Annotated in this window: 15 protein-coding genes and 1 pseudogene; 11 read left to right on the top strand and 5 right to left on the bottom strand. The window is 71.7% G+C overall.

The genetic code is table 11. The features are described from left to right. The first annotated feature begins 132 nt into the window (after positions 1–132). Positions 133–1296: a serine hydrolase domain-containing protein gene (locus RPQ07_RS21625; RefSeq protein ID WP_313948972.1), complete on the top strand. Its 1164-nt coding sequence runs from the start codon at positions 133–135 to the stop codon at positions 1294–1296. Beyond that, positions 1293–2111, top strand: a pseudogene (locus tag RPQ07_RS21630) (SDR family NAD(P)-dependent oxidoreductase). The gene RPQ07_RS21625 and the pseudogene RPQ07_RS21630 overlap by 4 nt, the downstream one beginning before the upstream one ends. Positions 2112–2202: 91 nt before the next feature. On the opposite strand, the gene RPQ07_RS21635 reads toward RPQ07_RS21630, so the two are convergent. The 4 genes from RPQ07_RS21635 to RPQ07_RS21650 all read right to left on the bottom strand — a co-directional run bounded on the left by RPQ07_RS21635 (position 2203) and on the right by RPQ07_RS21650 (position 5822). Continuing rightward, a complete protein-coding gene (locus tag RPQ07_RS21635; protein ID WP_313945826.1) occupies positions 2203–2643 on the bottom strand; it encodes a VOC family protein in 441 nt (146 codons plus the stop codon). Positions 2644–2729: 86 nt separating this feature from the next. Then, a complete protein-coding gene (locus RPQ07_RS21640) occupies positions 2730–3581 on the bottom strand; it encodes a DMT family transporter (protein WP_313945827.1) in 852 nt (283 codons plus the stop codon). Then, the gene (locus RPQ07_RS21645) at positions 3578–4066 is read right to left on the bottom strand and encodes a YbaK/EbsC family protein (RefSeq protein WP_313945828.1); all 489 of its coding nucleotides are present in this window, start codon (positions 4064–4066) and stop codon (positions 3578–3580) included. The genes RPQ07_RS21640 and RPQ07_RS21645 overlap by 4 nt, the downstream gene beginning before the upstream one ends. A gap of 115 nt (positions 4067–4181) precedes the next feature. Continuing rightward, complete coding sequence (locus tag RPQ07_RS21650; RefSeq protein WP_313945829.1) at positions 4182–5822, bottom strand: penicillin-binding transpeptidase domain-containing protein; 1641 nt, start codon at positions 5820–5822, stop codon at positions 4182–4184. A gap of 626 nt (positions 5823–6448) precedes the next feature. Here RPQ07_RS21650 and RPQ07_RS21655 point away from each other — a divergent pair. Further along, positions 6449–6961: a hypothetical protein gene (locus RPQ07_RS21655; protein WP_313945830.1), complete on the top strand. Its 513-nt coding sequence runs from the start codon at positions 6449–6451 to the stop codon at positions 6959–6961. A gap of 294 nt (positions 6962–7255) precedes the next feature. Here the strand turns inward: RPQ07_RS21655 and RPQ07_RS21660 are convergent, their stop codons facing one another. Beyond that, the gene (locus RPQ07_RS21660; protein WP_313945831.1) at positions 7256–8977 is read right to left on the bottom strand and encodes a dolichyl-phosphate-mannose--protein mannosyltransferase; all 1722 of its coding nucleotides are present in this window, start codon (positions 8975–8977) and stop codon (positions 7256–7258) included. Positions 8978–9030: 53 nt separating this feature from the next. On the opposite strand from RPQ07_RS21660, the gene rsmI reads away from it, so the two are divergent. The 8 genes from rsmI to RPQ07_RS21700 all read left to right on the top strand — a co-directional run bounded on the left by rsmI (position 9031) and on the right by RPQ07_RS21700 (position 18295). After that, on the top strand, positions 9031–9918 hold the full coding sequence (gene rsmI, locus RPQ07_RS21665) for a 16S rRNA (cytidine(1402)-2'-O)-methyltransferase (protein WP_313945832.1): 888 nt from the start codon (positions 9031–9033) through the stop codon (positions 9916–9918). Between the two features lie 128 nt (positions 9919–10046). After that, positions 10047–10475 (top strand): hypothetical protein, encoded by a 429-nt coding sequence (locus tag RPQ07_RS21670; protein WP_313945833.1) that lies wholly within the window; start codon positions 10047–10049, stop codon positions 10473–10475. Positions 10476–10508: 33 nt separating this feature from the next. Continuing rightward, complete coding sequence (locus RPQ07_RS21675) at positions 10509–11408, top strand: TatD family hydrolase (protein WP_313945834.1); 900 nt, start codon at positions 10509–10511, stop codon at positions 11406–11408. Positions 11409–11837: 429 nt separating this feature from the next. Further along, positions 11838–13211, top strand: coding sequence for a ubiquitin-like domain-containing protein (locus RPQ07_RS21680; RefSeq protein ID WP_413777844.1), 1374 nt, complete (start codon positions 11838–11840; stop codon positions 13209–13211). Further along, positions 13208–14065 carry a 16S rRNA (adenine(1518)-N(6)/adenine(1519)-N(6))-dimethyltransferase RsmA gene (gene rsmA / locus RPQ07_RS21685; RefSeq protein ID WP_313945836.1) on the top strand — a complete coding sequence of 286 codons (858 nt, stop codon included), beginning with the start codon at positions 13208–13210 and terminating at the stop codon, positions 14063–14065. Before RPQ07_RS21680 ends, rsmA begins: the two co-directional genes overlap by 4 nt. After that, entirely contained in the window at positions 14062–14973 is a 912-nt protein-coding gene (locus RPQ07_RS21690) for a 4-(cytidine 5'-diphospho)-2-C-methyl-D-erythritol kinase (RefSeq protein WP_313945837.1), read from the top strand. Before rsmA ends, RPQ07_RS21690 begins: the two co-directional genes overlap by 4 nt. Positions 14974–15110: 137 nt before the next feature. Beyond that, complete coding sequence (locus RPQ07_RS21695) at positions 15111–16448, top strand: acyltransferase (RefSeq protein ID WP_313945838.1); 1338 nt, start codon at positions 15111–15113, stop codon at positions 16446–16448. A 47-nt stretch (positions 16449–16495) separates the two neighbouring features. Then, on the top strand, positions 16496–18295 hold the full coding sequence (locus tag RPQ07_RS21700; protein WP_313945839.1) for an ABC-F family ATP-binding cassette domain-containing protein: 1800 nt from the start codon (positions 16496–16498) through the stop codon (positions 18293–18295). Positions 18296–18401 lie beyond the last annotated feature (106 nt).

An 18401-nucleotide genomic window follows, 5' to 3' on the forward strand; every position in this document is an offset into this window, starting at 1 on the left:
CAGGGGTGCCCGTACTCCCACGCCACCCGCGGCAGGATCGACCTCTCGATCGTTCCGAGCTGACCCGCGAGTCACGAGCGGTGGCGTCCGATGCACCATGGAGGGATGAGCGGGAGCGGGAGATCAGCAGCAGTGGATGTCCGGGGCACGGTGGCGGCAGGCTTCGAGCCGGTCCAGGACGCCTTCCTACGCAACTTCGAACAGCGCGGTGACCGGGGCGCGGCCGTCGCCGTCTACCGGGACGGGAAGAAGGTCGTCGACCTCTGGGCCGGCACACGTGACGTGGACGGCACCGAACCGTGGGCCGTGGACACCGCACAGATCGTCCGCTCCGCCACCAAGGGTGTCGCGGCGGCCGTCGTCCTCCTGCTCCACCAGCGCGGCCAGATCGACCTGGACGCCCCCGTCGGCACGTACTGGCCCGAGTTCAAGGCGGCCGGCAAGGACCGCGTCGTCGTACGGCAGTTGCTCTCCCACCGCGCCGGAGTGCCCGTGCTCGACCGGCCGCTGACCACGGCGGAAGCCTGCGACGGTGTCAGCGGGCCCGCCGCTCTGGCCGCGCAGCACCCCGCCTGGGACCCCGGAACCGCTCACGGCTACCACGCGCAGACCTACAGCTGGCTGATCGGGGAACTCGTCCGCCGGGTCACCGGCCGGACCATCGGCCGCTGGGTCGCCGAGGAGATCGCCCGCCCGCTCGGCCTCGACTTCTGGATCGGACTGCCGCAGGACGAAGCCCACCGTGTGGGCCGCATCGGGCCGGTGCCCGAGCCGGAGACGGCCGACGGCGGCGGGCTCAAACTGCGGCCCAAGCCGGCCGTCGTGGAGGCCTACCACAATCCCGACTCCCTCACCCGCCGTGCGTTCGGGGCCATCGACCCCCTGCCCGACGAGAACGACCCGGTCTACCGCGCCGCCGAACTCCCGGCCTCCGGCGGCATCTCCACCGCCCGCGCCCTCGCCCGCTTCTACGCCGCCACGATCGGCACGGTCGACGGCGGCCCGCGGCTGTTCGCCCCGGCCACCCTCACCCTCGCCCGCACCGAGGAGTCGGCCGGCCCCGACCGCGTCCTGATCGTCAACACCCGCTACGGCCTCGGTTTCATGCTCCACGGCCCGGCCGCCCCGATGCTCGGCCCGGGATCGTTCGGCCACCCCGGCCGCGGCGGCTCCCTCGGCTTCGCCGACCCCGAGTCGGGCATCGCGCTCGGCTATGTGACCAACGGGATGCGCAAGGGCGTCACCGCGGACCCCCGTGCCCAGGCGCTGATCCGGGCGGTACGTTCGGCGCTATGAGCAGCGGAAGCGGCAGCGGCGGACCCGGGCGGTTCGAGGGACAGGGCGTACTGATCACCGGCGCGGCGCGGGGGATCGGCGAGGCGATCGCACGACGGCTCGCCTCCGAAGGCGCCCGCGTCCTGGTCACCGACCTGGACGCGGAGGCCGCGGCGCGGACCGCCGAGGATATCCCCGGAGCCGGCTCCCTCGGCTGCGACGTCGCAGACCGCGCCCAGGTCGAGGCGGCCGTGGCGCACGCCGTCGAACGGTTCGGCGCCCTGCACGTCCTGGTCAACAACGCCTACTCCTGCGCCCCCGACACCCCGAGGCTGGAGGACTAGCCCGACGACACCTGGGCACGCGACCTCGACATCTCGCTCACCGGGGCCTTCCGCTGCGCCCGCGCGGCCCTGCCGCATCTGGAGGCCTCCGGCGCCGGCGCGATCGTCAACATCGGCTCCGTCAACGCCGAACAGGACTTCGGCAACCACGCCTACAGCGCGGCCAAGGCGGGCCTCGCCTCGCTCACCCGCACGCTGGCGGGCGACGCGGCACCTCGCGGCGTGCGCGTGAACCAGGTCAACCCGGGGACCGTCCGTACGCCGTCGTGGGCGGGCCGCGAGGAGAGCCTCGAGGCACTCGGCCGGGTCTACCCCCTCGGCCGCGTCGGTGAGCCGGAGGACATCGCGGCGGCCGTCGCCTTCCTGGCCTCGCGGGACGCGGCCTGGATCACCGGCATCACCCTGCGGGTGGACGGCGGCCTGCTCGCGGTGAACACGGGGTTCGACGAGGTGATCGCGCCGCACCGGGTGACATGGGCGCAGCAGGACTGACGTCGGCAGGGCTGACGGCGGGCAGGACTGACGGGCGGTCCCGCCTGCACTGCCGGGGCGCGTCGGGCCCGTCCGGCGAGCCCCGGGCCCGTCAGGTCCGATCTGCCGGGCCGGCGGCGACGCAGAACTCGTTGCCCTCCGGGTCGGCCATGGTGATGTGATGGCCGTCGTAGACATGCTGGACGGTGGCGCCCGCCGCGACCAGCCGGTCCGCCTCCGCCCGGATCCTGCTCCACCGCTCCTCGTCGCTGCCGTGCCCCGGCACCCGGATGTCGATGTGCAGCCGGTTCTTCGCGGTCTTCGGCTCGGGCACCTTGAGGATCGAGAGCCGCGGTCCCGCACCCTGCGGATCGCAGAGCCATGCCGCGTCGTCCTCGTCGTCCTCCGGCAGGTCGAACTGCGCGAGCCACTCCTCGCGGGTGGCGAACGGCGGCGGCGGAGGCTCGTCGATGTACCCGAGCGCCAGCTTCCAGAACTCCGCCAGCCGTTGCGCGTCCGTGCAGTCGAGGGTGAGATCGATTCTGGCTGTCATGAGGCCGACCGTAACGCCCGCCTGTGACAACGCCCACCGACGACAACGGCGGGCCCACGACAACGCCCTGCTACGACGACGGCCGCTCAGCCCGCCCGCAGCATCAGACCGATGCCGACGACCATCAGACCCGCCGCCGCGATACGCGGGGCGCCGAACCGCTCCTTGAAGAAGACCGCGCCTATCGCCGCGCCCACGATGATCGACGACTCCCGCAGCGCCGCGACCGGCGCCAGCGGCGCCCGTGTCTGCGCCCACAGCACCAGCCCGTACGCCGCCATCGACAGCGCCGCGCCGAGCAGGCCGCGTACCGCGTACGGCTTCATCCGGGCCACCAGCGAGCCCCGGTACACATGCACGGCGTACGCCGGGATCAGCAGGCCCTCCAGGATCATCAGCCAGGCGATGTAGCCGACCGCCGATCCCGAGGCGCGCACGCCGACGCCGTCCACGACCGTGTACGCGGCGATCGACAGGCCGGTCGCCAGCGCGGCCAGCAGGGCGGGCCAGTGCGGCCGGGCGCCCTTCCCGCGAAAGCCCCACAGCGCCACTCCGACCAGACCCGCGGAGGCCAGCACCACACCGGCCAGCTGCCAGCCGTTGAGCCGCTCGCCGACGAACACCGTGGCCAGGACGGTCACCACCAGCGGGGCGGTGCCCCGGGCGATCGGATACATCTGGCCGAAGTCGCCCAGCGAGAACGACCGCATCAGCAGGGCCTGGTAGCCGATGTGCAGCAGCGCGGAGACGACCAGGTACGGCCACGCCCCGGCGGCGGGCACCGGGGTGAAACAGGCCAGGACGGCGCCGATGACCGCGGCTCCGCCGCCGATGAGCGTGAAGCCGACGAGCTGATCGTGGACGGTGTGTGCGATCGCGTTCCAACTGGCGTGCGTGACCGCCGCGATGAGAACCGCTACGGCGACCAGTACCGTCACGCCGTGCGCTCGCGGACGTCCACCAGGGTGCCGCCCGCGTGCGCGATCAGCGACTTCGGGTCGAGCGGAAAGACGGTGTGCGGGGTCCCGGCCGCCGCCCACACCACCTCATGGGCGAGCAGACCGCGGTCGGCCAGCACCCGGGTCCTGGTGACATGCCCGAAGGGCGGTACGCCCCCGATCGCGTAGCCGGTGGTCTCGCGGACCAGGTCGGCGTTCGCCCGTCCGACCTTCGCCGCGCCGAGCTCCTCGCGCACCCGCTCGACGTCGACCCGCGAGGAGCCGTCCATCAGCACCAGCACCGGCTCGCCGTCCGCCTGGAAGATCAGTGACTTGACGATCTCGCTGACGTCGCAGCCGATGGCGGCGGCGGCCTCGGCGGCCGTCCGCGTGGCGTCGGGGAACCGGCGGACCGGCACATCGAGCCCCAGCTCGCGCAGGGCGGCCGCGAACCGGGGATGGGCTTCCGTTTCGTGAGTGCTCATGACCGCACGCTAACGGTCGTTGTACGGGCCACGCGAACAGATTCCGGATGGTGGAAGCGACGGCGGGCCGGCGTCCGAACGAGCCTTCCGGCGCCCGGCCTCACGGCCCCTACGGCTAGCGGGCGTTGAGCACCTGCGCGACCACCGGACCCGCCGCGTCGCCGCCGTGACCGCCGGACTGGACGACGGCCGCGGCGGCCAGATCCCCGGCGTATCCGGTGAACCAGCTGTTCGACGTGCCCTGCCCGTCGACCTCCGCCGAGCCGGTCTTGGCGCCCTTGTCGCCCTGCACCACGGACATCGCGGCCTGGCCGGTGCCGTACCGCGCGGTCGCGCCCATCATCTGGCGCAGCGCACCCGCGATGGAGCCGGGCAACCGCTGGGCGGTGGCCAGCGGGCGGTCGTCGAGGCCCTGCGGCACGATGACCGGCTGGAGGAAACCGCCGTTCTTCACGGTCGCGGCGACGGACGCCATGTTGAGGGCGTTCATCGTGATCCTGCCCTGGCCGATGTACGAGGCGGCGGTCTCCGCGCCCGCCGACTCGGGCACACTCCCGTCGACGCTGACGGCGCCGGTCTGCCAGTCGAGGCCGATGCCGAAGTACTTGCTCGCGGTGGCACCGAGCGCCGTACCGGACACGTCACGGTCGTCGAGCGGCTTGACGGCCTTGATGAAGGCGGTGTTGCAGGAGCGGCGGAAGCTCTCCTCGAACGTGCCGCTCGGGATGGAGAAGCCGTCCAGGTTGGTGAACGTCCTGCCCATCCACTGCACGTTCGCCGGGCACTCCACCTTCGCGGACGGGCCCTTGACGACGCCCTGGTCCATCATCATCGCCGCGGTCACGATCTTCATCGTGGAACCGGGGGCCTGGGCGCCCATCATCGCCGTGTTGTACCCGTCGGCCGGGCTGTTGGCGACGGCCCGGATCTCACCGGTACTGGGCTTGACGGCGACGGCCGACGCCTGGCCGTACTTCTTCACCGCCCGCTCGGCGGCGGCCTGGACGTCCGCGTCCAGCGTCGTCGTGAGCTTGCCCTCCTTGCCCTCGCTCAGCGTCAGCAGCGTCCGGTCGGCGACGGCCTGGTCGGTGGAGGTGACGACGAGTTCGATGCCCGCGGTACCGCCCGCGGCCTCGCCGTACTTCTTGCGCAACGCGTCCAGGACGGCGCCCAGTGAGGGGTATTTCTCCTTCGTCAGCTCCCGGCCCTTGCGGTCCACGGCCTTGATCGGCGGGGCGGACGCCTGGTCGGTCCTGAGCGAGGTGTTCTTCGTCAGCTTCGGGTGCACGACGGCCGGCGCCCAGTCGACGAGCGCCTTGCCGGTGCTCAGCCCGCGCACCACGGTGAGCGCGGAGCTGTACGTCCAGGGCTTGCTCTGCCCCTCGTACGACACCGTCGCGTTCACCGTGAACGGCACCCTCGCGCCGACCGCCTTGCCGGGGGTGATCACGGCCTTGGAGACATGGGCCTGCTGCCGGTAGCCCGCGAGCAGTGGCTCGGCCTCGACGGCGTTGTTGGTCAACTGCGCGGCCTTCGGCGCGTCACCGCCGGCCCACGCCGCGAGGAAGTCCTTCGCGGTCCCGTCGATCTCCTCGGCACTCGGCGGCCCGGACTTCCGCTCCCCGGAGGCTGACCTGGTGCTGACATCGTTGCCGTCGGTCAACCCGCTGTACAGGTTGTAGCCGCCATAGCCGACACCGCCGGCGACCACCGCGAACACACAGCCGATCACGGCGACTTTCGCCCCACTGCGCATGACTTGCAGTCCCCTCCCCAGGAGCACACTTCCTTGAACGTGTTCAAGGGCATGTATCGCGTGCACTCTACGGGACGGGGGTGATCGTCTTCGATGCTGTTACGAGACCGCGACGATCGGCCCGGAACCGCGGGGCTTACGACGGATTCGCCCCGCTGCTACGGGGTTTCGAGGTGTTGCAGGCGCGGCAGTCGCCCGGTTCCGCCGCGCGATGCGCATCTGACGCCGGGCTGCGTCGACCGACGGGACCAGTGCGGAGTAAGCCGGCCGCTTCTTCGCGATCGTCTCAGCGTCGTGTTGAGCGATTCGCTGCAGCCGCGCGACATTGAGCTGCGCGCGAGCCTGCAGTCTCGCGTCGGCCCAGGTGGCGAGCGCCCCGGCCACCGCTCCACTGGCGCCCAACGCCGCTCCGATGGCAATCCCCCATTGACCATTCATGCGGCCTGACGCTGCGGGCTGATCCGAAGGGCTGGAAGAAGACATGGCGATCAATGCGAACGTCCCTCGGCTGCCCGCACCGGCGTGAAAGGGGTGCCGCGCCATCGGCCAAAGAGGTGCGGCCTGGCGGTGACGTCGACTTACGCCGTAGCGTGAAGTGGTCTGCGGCTGGAGGCAAAAGAGTGAACGTGGCAGCGCTTGTCCTGTCGATCGCGGCGCTTGTGGTTTCTGTTCTCTTCTCTTACCGGCGGGAAACGCTGGCCCGGCATGCCAACACCCTCCCGGTGCTTGTCGACTTCTTCAGCCAGCACCGAAGTGATCGCCTTGCTGATGCCCGGGATTTCGTCTACAAGGAAATGTGCACGTACGACCTCTCGCAGGGGCTGGCCGGACTGCCGGAGGAACGGCGCACTCAGGTGCGTGAACTCGCCTGGTTCTACGACAACCTCGGTGCATTGGTCACGCACAAGGTCGTGGATGTCAAGCCTGTTTCCGGCTATCTCGGTGTCTCGGTAGTGCTGACCTGGGAGAAGCTGGAGCCGCTCATCAAAGCGGAGAGGGCGGCGAGGACTCCTTCGGGTGTCGATCCTGAGCGTTGGCAGGTGTACTTCGAGAATCTCTACCTTCTCGTGAAACGCACCCCACCGGCCAAGGCCCGGGAATCACAACGCCGTTGGATCGTTTCTCGGACCCGGTCGTAGAAGCGTCCACGGCCGTCCGAAGGCATTCCTCGCCGTCGTATGACGGCGAGGAACGGCGACATGGCTCCCGCTAAGGGCTGTCCCGTAATCCCCGGCGGGCGCACGACGACATCTACGGCACTCCCCCCCAAGCTCTTCGAGCAGGGGGGACCCCCACGCTGCGTTGCCGGATCGCCCGAATACGCCCAGTATGAGGACGACCTCCCCCAGCCTCCGGCGGGGGTGCCCCCATCGCCTTGCGATGCACCGCATCTGACGCCGCGCGCTGGTCCACCGGGGATTACGGGACAGCCCTTAGACCCAGGTGTCCAGCCACATCCTGTTGCGCCAGTCCTCCACCGGGATCGGCGTCCCCGTGTACAGCGGGTGGAAGTAGATGAAGTTCCAGATGATCAGCAGCACCAGCACACCCGCGCCGATCGCGCCGATCGCACGGCGGCGTTCGTCCGAGCCCGGTGGGCCCAGGATCGCGCCGAGCATCATGGCGACCGCCAGACACAGGAACGGCACGAACACCACCGCGTAGAACAGGAAGATCGTGCGCTCCTGGTAGAAGAACCACGGCACCCACCCGGCCGCGATGCCGCACGCGATCGCGCCCGCGCGCCAGTCGCGGCGGAACAGCCAGCGCCACAGGATGTAGGCGATCGCGAAGCAGGCCGCCCACCACAGCAGCGGGGTGCCGAGGGCCAGGACCTCGGACGCGCACTTGTCGGCCGCGTCCGAGGGGCAGCCGCCGACGCCCGCGGACGGGGACTCGTAGTAGTACGAGACCGGGCGGCCCAGCACGATCCAGCTCCAGGGGTTGGACTGGTACGTGTGGCCCGAGGTCAGGTTGACGTGGAACTGGTAGACCTCGGTCTCGTAGTGCCACAGACTGCGCAGCCAGTCCGGCAGCCAGGTGAAGCTGCCGCCCTTGCCCGCCGTCCCCGCCCAGTCGCGGAAGTAGCCCTTGTCGGTGACGATCCAGCCGGTCCACGAGGCGATGTACGTGGCGATCGCCACCGGCACCGTCGAGACGAAGGCGGGTACCAGGTCCTTCTTCAGCACCGCCCTGTACGGCTGCACCGCGCCGGCCGTGCGGCGGGCGCCCACGTCCCACAGCACCGTCAGCAGACCGAACGCGGCCATCACATAGAGGCCGTTCCACTTGGTGGCGGCGGCCAGGCCGAGCATCAGGCCCGCCGTCAGCCGCCACGGCCGCCAGCCGAGCCGCAGGGTCTCGGCGACCGTGGCGTCCGGCCGCAGCACGCCGTCCTCGTCCACCGGCAGCGCGGCCGCGAGTCTGCGGCGCGCCCAGTCCCGGTCGACGACCAGCGCTCCGAAGGCCGCGAGCACGAAGAACATCAGCACCAGGTCGAGCAGAGCCGTACGGCTCATCACGAAGTGCAGACCGTCCACGGCGAGCAGTGCTCCCGCGAGGCAGCCGAGGAACGTGGACCGGAACAGCCGGCGGCCGATGCGGCAGAGCATCAGCACCGACAGCGTGCCGAGCACCGCCACCATGAAGCGCCAGCCGAAGGGCGTGAAGCCGAACAGCTGCTCACCGATGCCGATGACCCACTTGCCGACCGGCGGATGGACCACATAGCCGGGGTCCGTGGGGATCGGGACGGACGAGGGGTCCCGCAGGATCGACTTGTCGATGTCCTTCGGCCAGCTGCCCTCGTACCCCTGGTTGATCAGGGCCCAGGCGTCCTTGGCGTAGTAGGTCTCGTCGAATATCACCGCCTTCGGCGAGCCCAGGTTCCAGAACCGGAGCACGCCCGCGACCAGCGCGACCAGCAGCGGTCCGCCCCAGGCCGCCGTCCGCAGCAGCGGGTTCACCACGGCCGGAGGGATGCCGAACACCGGCCACAGCCGTTCGGAGGGGCGAGTGTAGGGCGGCACCAGGCGTTCGCGCAGCCCGATCACGGGCCGGGGCGCGTAGCCGAATCTGCGCAGCCGTTGCTGCCAGTCGGCGGGCTGCTGATCGGCGTCCTTGCCCTGAAGGGTCTTCGGCGCGGTACTGGTCACCGCGCCATCGTAGGGAACGCCACTGTGCGAGTCGTGCGCACGGCCCTGGGAGGATGGCCCGTGTGACAGGAACGCTGGTACTCGCAGGGACGCCCATCGGCGATGTGGCGGACGCGCCGCCCCGGCTCGCCGCCGAGCTGGAGGGCGCCGACATCGTCGCCGCCGAGGACACCCGGCGGCTCCGCCGCCTCACCCAGGCCCTCGGTGTGCACACCACGGGGCGGGTCGTGTCCTACTTCGAGGGCAACGAGACCGCCCGTACGCCGGAGCTCGTCGAGGCACTCGCCGGCGGCGCCCGGGTGCTGCTGGTCACCGACGCCGGCATGCCCTCGGTCTCCGACCCCGGCTACCGGCTGGTCGCCGCGGCCGTCGAGAAGGACATCAAGGTCACCGCGGTCCCCGGGCCGTCCGCCGTTCTCACCGCGCTCGCCCTGTCGGGACTGCCGGTCGACCGCTTCTGCTTCGAGGGGTTCCTGCCGCGCAAGGCCGGTGAACGGCTCGGCCGGCTGCGCGAGGTCGAGTCCGAGCGGCGCACGCTCGTCTACTTCGAGGCGCCCCACCGTCTGGACGACACCCTCGCCGCGATGGCCGAGGTCTTCGGCCCCGAGCGCCGGGCCGCGGTCTGCCGCGAGCTGACCAAGACGTACGAAGAGGTCAAGCGCGGCGGCCTGGGAGAACTGGCGGCCTGGGCGGCCGAGGGCGTACGCGGCGAGATCACGGTCGTGGTGGAGGGTGCGCCGGCCGCCGGACCCGGAGATCTCGACGCCGAGGAGCTGGTGCGCAGGGTGCGGGTGCGCGAGGAGGCGGGGGAGCGGCGCAAGGAGGCCATCGCGGCGGTCGCCGTCGAAGCAGGCGTGCCCAAACGCGAGGTGTTCGATGCCGTCGTGGCGGCAAAGAATGCGGATCGTCCGGCCCCCGGGGACGGCAAAGGACTATCGTAAAAGGCAAAGCGCAGACCGTGTCCTGCCCCTTTGTGCATGGGAAGACCCAAGACCAATCCATTAATCGACAGGCGCTGATGCGCTCCCGCCGTCAAAGGCGTCCACTGGATCGGTGGAGAGGAGCTGGCATGAGTGAGGTCACAGGCACCGCCAAGGTCCATGAGGCATACGCGTTCTGCTGCATGCGCTGTGGGCACGGCTGGGAGCAGTCCTACGAAATAGAGCACCATGTGGACGGCGCCGGCCAGGAATTCATCGTCTACAAGGCGGACGGGGTGCGGGTGCCGTCGCCGCTCTCGAGCCCGACCTGCACCAACTGCGGGGGGCATGTCGTCAGGATCATGCGGTCCGGACAGGTCTCCTCGGTACTCGACCTGATGGCGCGTCCCGCCGCACCACGCCCCGCGAAGTCCGCACGTTCCGCCCGGAAGGCATCGGCGGAGGGGGACGGGGTGCAGCAGCCGGACAGCACGGTCGTGCAGCAGGCGGCGAGCCCCGAGAAGCCGGCGCACCACTGGCATCTCTCCGATCTGCTCCACCCGTTCCACCGCAAGTGAGCTCGCGGGCGCGGGCCTCGTAGGATCGCGCCCATGAGTGCGAAGTCCGACCCGCCGCCGCTGCCCGACCCCCTGCGGGTCCCGGTCGCCGATTCCCACACCCACCTGGACATGCAGGAGGGCACGGTCGAGGAGGCCCTGGCCAGGGCGGCCGCGGTGGGAGTGACGGCGGTCGTGCAGGTCGGCTGCGACATCAAGGGCTCGCGCTGGGCCGCGCAGACGGCAGCCGACCACGACGCGGTGCACGCCGCCGTCGCGCTCCACCCCAACGAGGCGCCCCGGATCGTGCTGGGGGAGCATGGGGGCACCTCCCAGCCCCCTGGGGCTGGGGGAGGCTGGTCGCGGCAGGGTGCGCGCGAGGGCGGCGGTGACAGCGCGCTCGACGAGGCGCTCGCCGAGATCGACGCGCTCGCCGCGCTGCCGCAGGTGCGCGCGGTCGGCGAGACCGGACTGGACTACTACCGCACGGGCCCCGACGGAATCGCCGCCCAGGAACGCTCCTTCCGCGCGCATATCGAGATCGCGAAAAGGCACGACAAGGCCCTCGTGATCCACGACCGCGAGGCGCACGCCGATGTGCTGCGCATTCTCGCCGAGGAAGGCGCACCCGCACGGACCGTCTTCCACTGCTATTCCGGCGACGCGGAAATGGCGGAGATCTGCGCGGCCGCGGGCTACTACATGTCCTTCGCCGGCAATGTGACCTTCAAGAACGCGCAGCCGCTGCGGGACGCGCTCGCCGTCGCGCCCCGAGAGCTCGTGCTCGTCGAAACGGATGCGCCGTTTCTCACGCCGGTGCCCTACCGCGGACGGCCTAACGCGCCGTATCTCATTCCGGTCACGCTGCGCGCCATGGCCGCGGTGAAGGGGCTCGACGAGGACACCCTGGCGGCCGCTGTCTCCGCCAACACCGCCGAGGCGTTCGGTTACTGACGGATAACGGGCCGAGGCCGCCGTAGGCCTCGCACAGGGTGTCGACGCGACACTGGGTAGCCGAGTCGCTTTGGAGAGTGACCGCAGCTCCGATAGTGTCCCGGGCCGCAACGCCATCGGGCGGACCGGAACCGGACCTTACGGAGCGTCGTGAGCAATTCGCAGGGCAGTCACCGTGCCGCACGAGGCGTTCGCCGCGCTGCGACCAGAGCCGCCGAACCGTACGAACCACCCGGCCCCACGAAGCCGTCGTTCCCGCAGGACCGCACGGTGGCAGGCTGGACGCCCACGTACGTCGGACCGGCGCCGGGGGGCTCCCCGGGCGGAGGGCCGGGACCGTACGACGCGGCGGTGACGCGGGCCGGGAGCCCGGGACCGTACGACGCGGCGGTGACGCGGGCCGGGAGCCCGGGACCGTACGACGCGGCGGTGACGCGGGCCGGGAGCCCGGGACCGTACGACGCGGCGGTGACCGGCCCTCGTCCACCAGGCCCGTACGAGATCCCCCCGCCCGGGGAGCCCGGCGGAGGGTCGGCCGACGCGTACGCCGCCGCCTACGCGCCGACCGTGCCCGCCCTTGCACTGCCGCGCCAGAACTCCGCCGTCCGCCCCGCGGGCGTCCCCGAACCTCCCGGGCCCGCCGGAGGGATGCCGCCCTCCGGCCGGGCCGAGGCCCGCAGGGCGGCGCGGCGGCGGAAGACCTCCGACCGGCCCGACACCTTCCGCAAGCTCGTGCCCCAGGCCCTCGTCGTCGCCTTCCTGGCGGGCGGGACGTCTGCGTTCGTCGCGAGCGACAAGGACGTACGCCTCACCGTCGACGGGGTGCCCCGCACCCTGCACACCTTCGCCGACGATGTGCAGGAGCTGCTCGACGACGAGGGGCTGGCCGTCGGCCGGCACGACATCGTCGCGCCCGGCCCCGGCGCCGATCTCGCCAGCGGCGACGACATCGTCGTCCGCTACGGCCGGCCCGTCATCCTCACCCTCGACGGACAGCGCCGCCAGGTGTGGACCACCGCCCGTACCGTCGACGAGGCGCTGCGCCAGCTCGGCGTGCGGGCCGAGGGCGCCTACATGTCCGTCTCGCGCTCCTCGGTCATCTCCCGCACCGGTCTCGCCCTGGACGTACGGACCGAGCGGACCGTGACCTTCATGGCCGACGGCCGCGAGCGGACCGTCCGGACGAACGCCGCCACCGTCCAGGCGGCGCTCCACGACGCGGGCATCGCGCTCGGCGGCCAGGACACCACCTCCGTACCGCTCGGCAGCTTCCCCCGTGACGGGCAGACCGTCACCGTCATGCGCATCACCGGCACCCAGCAGGTGCGCGAGGAGCCCGTCGGCTACGACGTCGTGCGGACCCGGGACTCCGCCCTCTTCGCCGGGACGGAGGTCGTCGAGCAGCAGGGCAGGCCCGGTGTGCGCCGTGTCACCTACGCGCTGCGGACCGTCAACGGTGTGAAGCAGAAGCCCCGCAGGATCGCCGAGGAGATGGTGCGGCAGCCGGTGACCCAGCGGGTCAGGGTCGGCACCCGGCAGCTGCCGGACTCCGTGCAGGGCGCGGACGGGCTGGACTGGGGAGCCCTCGCGCACTGCGAGTCCGGCGGACGGTCGGGTGCGGTGGACGCGTCGGGGACGTACGGCGGGCTCTACCAGTTCGACACCGGGACCTGGCAAGCCCTCGGCGGGAGCGGACGGCCCCAGGACGCCTCCTCGTCGGAACAGACCTTCCGGGCCAAGAAGCTCTACGTGCAAAGGGGGGCGAGTCCGTGGCCGCACTGCGGCCGTAGGCTGTATCGGTGAGCACCACTGAGCCCGACGCCCTCCTCGGCCCCGCCGACATCCGTGAACTGGCCGCCGCGCTGGGCGTACGCCCCACCAAGCAGCGCGGCCAGAACTTCGTCATCGACGCGAACACCGTCCGCCGGATCGTCCGCACGGCAGGCGTCCGCGAGGACGACGTGGTCGTCGAGGTCGGGCCGGGGCTCGGGTCGCTGACCCTGGCGCTGCTGGAGGCGGCCGACCGGGTCGTGGCGGTGGAGATCGACGACGTCCTGGCGGCGGCGCTGCCCTCGACGATCGTGGCCCGGCTGCCCGAGCGGGTCGCGAACTTCTCGCTGGTGCACTCCGACGCCATGCTCGTCGACGAACTGCCCGGCGTGGAGCCGACCGCGCTGGTCGCCAACCTTCCGTACAACGTCGCCGTACCGGTCCTCCTGCACATGCTGGACCGCTTCCCGACCATCGAGCGGACGCTGGTGATGGTGCAGGCGGAGGTCGCCGACCGGCTCGCGGCCGCACCCGGCAACAAGGTCTACGGTGTCCCCTCCGTGAAGGCGAACTGGTACGCCGAGGTGAAGCGGGCCGGATCCATCGGGCGCAACGTCTTCTGGCCGGCGCCCAATGTGGACTCCGGTCTGGTGTCCCTGGTCCGCAGGGACCCCCCGAAGACCACCGCGACGAAGCGTGAGGTCTTCGCCGTCGTCGACGCAGCGTTCGCCCAGCGCCGCAAGACCCTGCGGGCCGCGCTCGCCGGATGGGCGGGATCGCCGGCCGCGGCCGAGACGGCCCTGGTCGCCGCGGGCATCTCGCCGCAGGCGCGCGGCGAGGCCCTGACGGTGGAGGAGTTCGCACGGATCGCGGAGGCCAAGGCGTGAGCGTCACGAACCCCGGGCCGGTGACGGTACGCGTCCCCGCGAAGGTCAACGTCCAGCTGGCGGTGGGCGGCGCGCGGGCCGACGGGTTCCACGACCTGGCCAACGTCTTCCTCGCCGTGTCGCTGTACGACGAGGTCACGGTCCGCCCCGCGGCCGAGCTGACGGTGACCTGCGAGGGCCCGGACGCCGGCCAGGTCCCGCTGGACCGGACGAATCTGGCGGCGCGGGCCGCGGAACTGCTCGCGGCGCGCCACGGACTGTCGCCCGACGTCCACATCCACATCGCCAAGGACATCCCCGTCGCCGGCGGCATGGCGGGCGGCAGCGCGGACGGCGCCGGAGCCCTGCTCGCCTGCGACGCGCTGTGGGGGCTGGGCTCGTCCCGCGCCGAACTGCTCGCCATCTGCGCGGAGTTGGGCAGTGATGTGCCGTTCAGCCTGGTCGGCGGTGCGGCGCTCGGCACCGGCCGCGGCGAACAGCTCACGGAGCTGACGGTCGGCGGCACCTTCCACTGGGTGTTCGCGGTCGCGGACGGCGGGCTGTCGACCCCCGCGGTGTACGGGGAGTTCGACCGTCTCCACGAGGGAGTGCCGGTCCCCGCACCCGAGGCGTCCGGGGCGCTGCTCGAAGCCCTGCGTACGGGAGACGCGTCCGCGCTGGCGGCCGCGCTCTCCAACGACCTCCAGCCGGCGGCCCTTTCGCTGCGTCCGTCGCTGCGCACGACGCTGGACACGGGGCTCGCGGCCGGTGCGCTGGCGGCGCTCGTCTCGGGCTCGGGGCCGACGACGGCGTTCCTGGTGAAGGACGAGGACACGGCCGAGTCCGTGGCGCAGGCGCTGCGGTCGTCCGCGACCTGCCGCGCGGCGCGGGTGGCGGTGTCGCCGGCCGGCGGTGCGGTGGTCCTGTAGGCCGCGGCGACTCGGGGTGCGGGCCGCGCTCCGGCGCCCGCGTCCCGTTGGAGCGGCCGGCCGGGGGCACGTACTCAGGGCCGAGTTGAGTATCCGCACCCTCACCGGGCGGGCCGGCTCCACGGGACCGTGGAGCCATGGGATCAAGCGTTCGTGAGCTCGCCGCCGCCACACCCGGGGACCGGGACCGGTACATAGACCTGCTGCGGGTCGCCTCCCTCGGGACCGTCGTGCTGGGGCACTGGCTGATGGCCGTCGTCACCGACGACGGCGTGGGCAATCTCCTCGCCGTCGTGCCCGAGCTCCAACTGCTCACCTGGGCCTTGCAGATCATGCCCGTCTTCTTCTTCGTCGGCGGGTTCTCGCACGCGCTCTCCTACCGCTCCCTGCGCCGCCGGCACCCCGAGGGCTCCGTCTACTCCGCCTTCCTGCGGGCGCGGCTCCAGCGACTGCTGCGGCCCACGATGGTGTTCATCCTGGTCTGGGGCGCCGCCGCGCTCGTGGTACAGCTCCTCGGCGGGGACGGCGGGCTGACCGGTGTCGCCCTGCGCCTGGTCGCGCAGCCGCTCTGGTTCATCGGCATCTACCTCGCGATGGTGGCGTTCACCCCGCCCCTGCTGAAGCTGCACGAGCGCTACGGCTGGGCCGCCTTCGCGGCGCTCGTGGCGGGTGCCGTGGCCGTCGACGTGGCACGGTTCGCGTTCGGTGTGCCCTTCGTCGAGTTCCTCAACTTCGCGTTCGTCTGGCTCGCCGTCCACCAGCTCGGCTTCCTGCGCGCCGACGGCCGTATCCGCGTCCCCGCCGCCCTCGCGGCCGGCGGGCTCGCCGCCGCCGTCGCCCTGGTCGTGTACGGGCCGTACCCGCTGTCCATGGTCGGGATGCCCGGCGAGAAGGTCTCCAACATGGCCCCGCCCACCCTGGCGCTCCTGTGCCACGGGCTCTGGCTCGTCGGCGCCGTCGAGCTGCTGCGCGGCCCGGGCACCCGCTTCGCCGAGCGTGCCCGGGTGTGGCGGGGAGTCGTCGCCGCGAACGGCATCGCGATGACGGCGTTCCTGTGGCACCTGACCGCCATGCTCGGCGTCTACGGCGCCTTCCTCGCGCTCGACGTGGCTCTGCCGGAACCGGCCTCCGGCGCCTGGTGGGCGCAGGTCCCGGTCCGTCTCGTACTGGCCGCCGGGCTGACCGCGGTCCTCGTGGCCGCCTTCCGCACCTTCGAGCGCCCGGCCGCGAGCGCCCCCGCGACCGCTCCCGCCGCGTCCACGGGCGGCAGGTCCGGCGGCCCGGTCGCCGCCCTCGGGATCACGCTGTGCCTCTTCGGGGTCCTCGGGCTGTCCATGGTCGGCTTCGGCGGCATGCTGGAGGGCAGGTCGGCGGTGCTGATCGCCGTACGGGTCACGGCCCCGGCCGCCGTCGCGACGGCGCTCGCCGGCTGGTTCCTGGTCGAGCGGGCGGGACGCCGGAACCCGAGTCGCTGACGGCGACTACGCTGGGACGTCGATCCGTCCCCCCGTACAGGAGAAAAATGGCCGTCAATCTGGTCAATGTCGAGGCAGTCAGCAAGGTGTACGGAACCCGTGCCCTGCTCGACGGAGTCTCCCTCGGCGTCTCCGAGGGCGATCGCATCGGCGTCGTCGGCCGCAACGGCGACGGCAAGACGACGCTGATCCGCATGCTCGCCAAGCTGGAGGAGCCCGACACCGGGCGGGTCACCCAGAACAGCGGCCTGCGCCTCGGCGTGCTCACGCAGCACGACTCGCTCGACCCCGAGGCCACCGTGCGGCACGAGGTGATCGGGGACCTCGCCGACCACGAGTGGGCGGGCAGCGCCAAGATCCGTGACGTGCTCACCGGACTGTTCGGCGGGCTGGACATGCCCGGCTTCCCGCAGGGGCTGGACACCGTCATCGCCCCGCTGTCCGGCGGCGAGCGCCGCCGGGTCGCGCTGGCCAAGCTGCTCATCGCCGAGCAGGACCTGATCGTCCTCGACGAGCCGACCAACCATCTCGACGTGGAGGGCATCGCCTGGCTGGCGCAGCACCTCCAGGCCCGGCGCTCGGCCCTCGTCTGCGTCACCCACGACCGCTGGTTCCTCGACCAGGTCTGCACCCGGATGTGGGACGTCCAGCGCGGATCGGTCTTCGAGTACGAGGGCGGCTACAGCGACTACGTCTTCGCCCGCGCCGAGCGCGAGCGCATCGCCGCCACCGAGGAGTCCAAGCGGCAGAACCTGATGCGCAAGGAGCTGGCCTGGCTGCGGCGGGGCGCCCCCGCCCGTACGTCCAAGCCGCGGTACCGCATCGAGGCGGCGAACGAACTGATCGCCGACGTGCCGCCGCCGCGGGACACCAGCGAGCTGATGAAGTTCGCCAGCGCCCGGCTCGGCAAGACGGTCTTCGACCTGGAGGACGTGACCGTCCAGGCCGGTGCGAAGGTGCTGCTCAAGCACCTGACCTGGCAGCTCGGCCCGGGTGACCGGATCGGTCTGGTCGGGGTCAACGGCGCGGGCAAGACCTCGCTGCTGCGCGCGCTGGCCGACGCCGCGGTGAGCGACGGCGAGCAGCAGCCCGCTGCCGGGCGGGTCGTCGTCGGCAAGACGGTCCGGCTGGCGTATCTGTCGCAGGACGTCACCGAGCTTCCGCCGGCGCTGCGCGTGCTGGAGGCCGTCCAGCAGATCCGCGACCGGGTCGACCTCGGCAAGGGCCGGGAGATGACCGCGGGCCAGCTGTGCGAGCAGTTCGGCTTCGGCAAGGAGAAGCAGTGGACCCCGGTGGGGGACCTGTCCGGCGGTGAGCGCCGCAGGCTCCAGCTGCTGCGGCTGCTGATGGCCGAGCCGAACGTCCTTTTCCTCGACGAGCCCACCAACGACCTCGACATCGAGACCCTCACCCAGCTCGAGGACCTGCTCGACGGCTGGCCGGGCACGATGGTCGTGATCTCCCACGACCGGTTCTTCATCGAGCGGACGACCGACCGGACGTTCGCGCTGCTCGGCGACTCCACGCTGCGGATGCTGCCGCGCGGTATCGAGGAGTACCTGGAGCGCCGCCGCCGGATGATCGAGACCGCGGCCCCCGCGCCCGCGCCCGCCCCGGCGGTCAGGGAGAAGACGTCGGGGGACGCCCGCGTCGCGAAGAAGGAGCTCCAGAAGATCGAGCGTCAGCTCGACAAGCTCTCCGACAAGGAGACGCGACTGCACTCCCAAATCGCCGATAACGCCACGGACTTCGAGAAGGTGGCCAAACTGGACGCGGAGCTCAGGGAACTGGTCGGTGAGCGCGAGGAGTTGGAGATGCGCTGGCTGGAGCTGGCCGACGACGCGTAGTCCGAACGCCTTCCAGGTCCGCGTAGAGAGCGCGTGCAGGTCTCGTAACAACGGCATCACGGGCCGGTCCTCCCTTGGGAACAGGGGCGGACCGGCCCCTTGTTCG

It is taken from the genome of Streptomyces sp. AM8-1-1, from assembly GCF_032229325.1.
GTDB classification, from domain to species: domain Bacteria; phylum Actinomycetota; class Actinomycetes; order Streptomycetales; family Streptomycetaceae; genus Streptomyces; species Streptomyces achmelvichensis.

Bases quoted from the DNA above. Each gene is read 5' to 3' on its own strand.
- rsmI (WP_313945832.1), top strand. From the start codon at position 9,031: ATGGCCCGTGTGACAGGAACGCTGGTACTCGCAGGGACGCCCATCGGC.
- RPQ07_RS21675 (WP_313945834.1), top strand. From the start codon at position 10,509: ATGAGTGCGAAGTCCGACCCGCCGCCGCTGCCCGACCCCCTGCGGGTC.
- RPQ07_RS21670 (WP_313945833.1), top strand. From the start codon at position 10,047: ATGAGTGAGGTCACAGGCACCGCCAAGGTCCATGAGGCATACGCGTTC.
- RPQ07_RS21635 (WP_313945826.1), bottom strand. From the start codon at position 2,643: ATGACAGCCAGAATCGATCTCACCCTCGACTGCACGGACGCGCAACGG.
- RPQ07_RS21695 (WP_313945838.1), top strand. From the start codon at position 15,111: ATGGGATCAAGCGTTCGTGAGCTCGCCGCCGCCACACCCGGGGACCGG.
- RPQ07_RS21645 (WP_313945828.1), bottom strand. From the start codon at position 4,066: ATGAGCACTCACGAAACGGAAGCCCATCCCCGGTTCGCGGCCGCCCTG.
- RPQ07_RS21650 (WP_313945829.1), bottom strand. From the start codon at position 5,822: ATGCGCAGTGGGGCGAAAGTCGCCGTGATCGGCTGTGTGTTCGCGGTG.
- RPQ07_RS21700 (WP_313945839.1), top strand. From the start codon at position 16,496: ATGGCCGTCAATCTGGTCAATGTCGAGGCAGTCAGCAAGGTGTACGGA.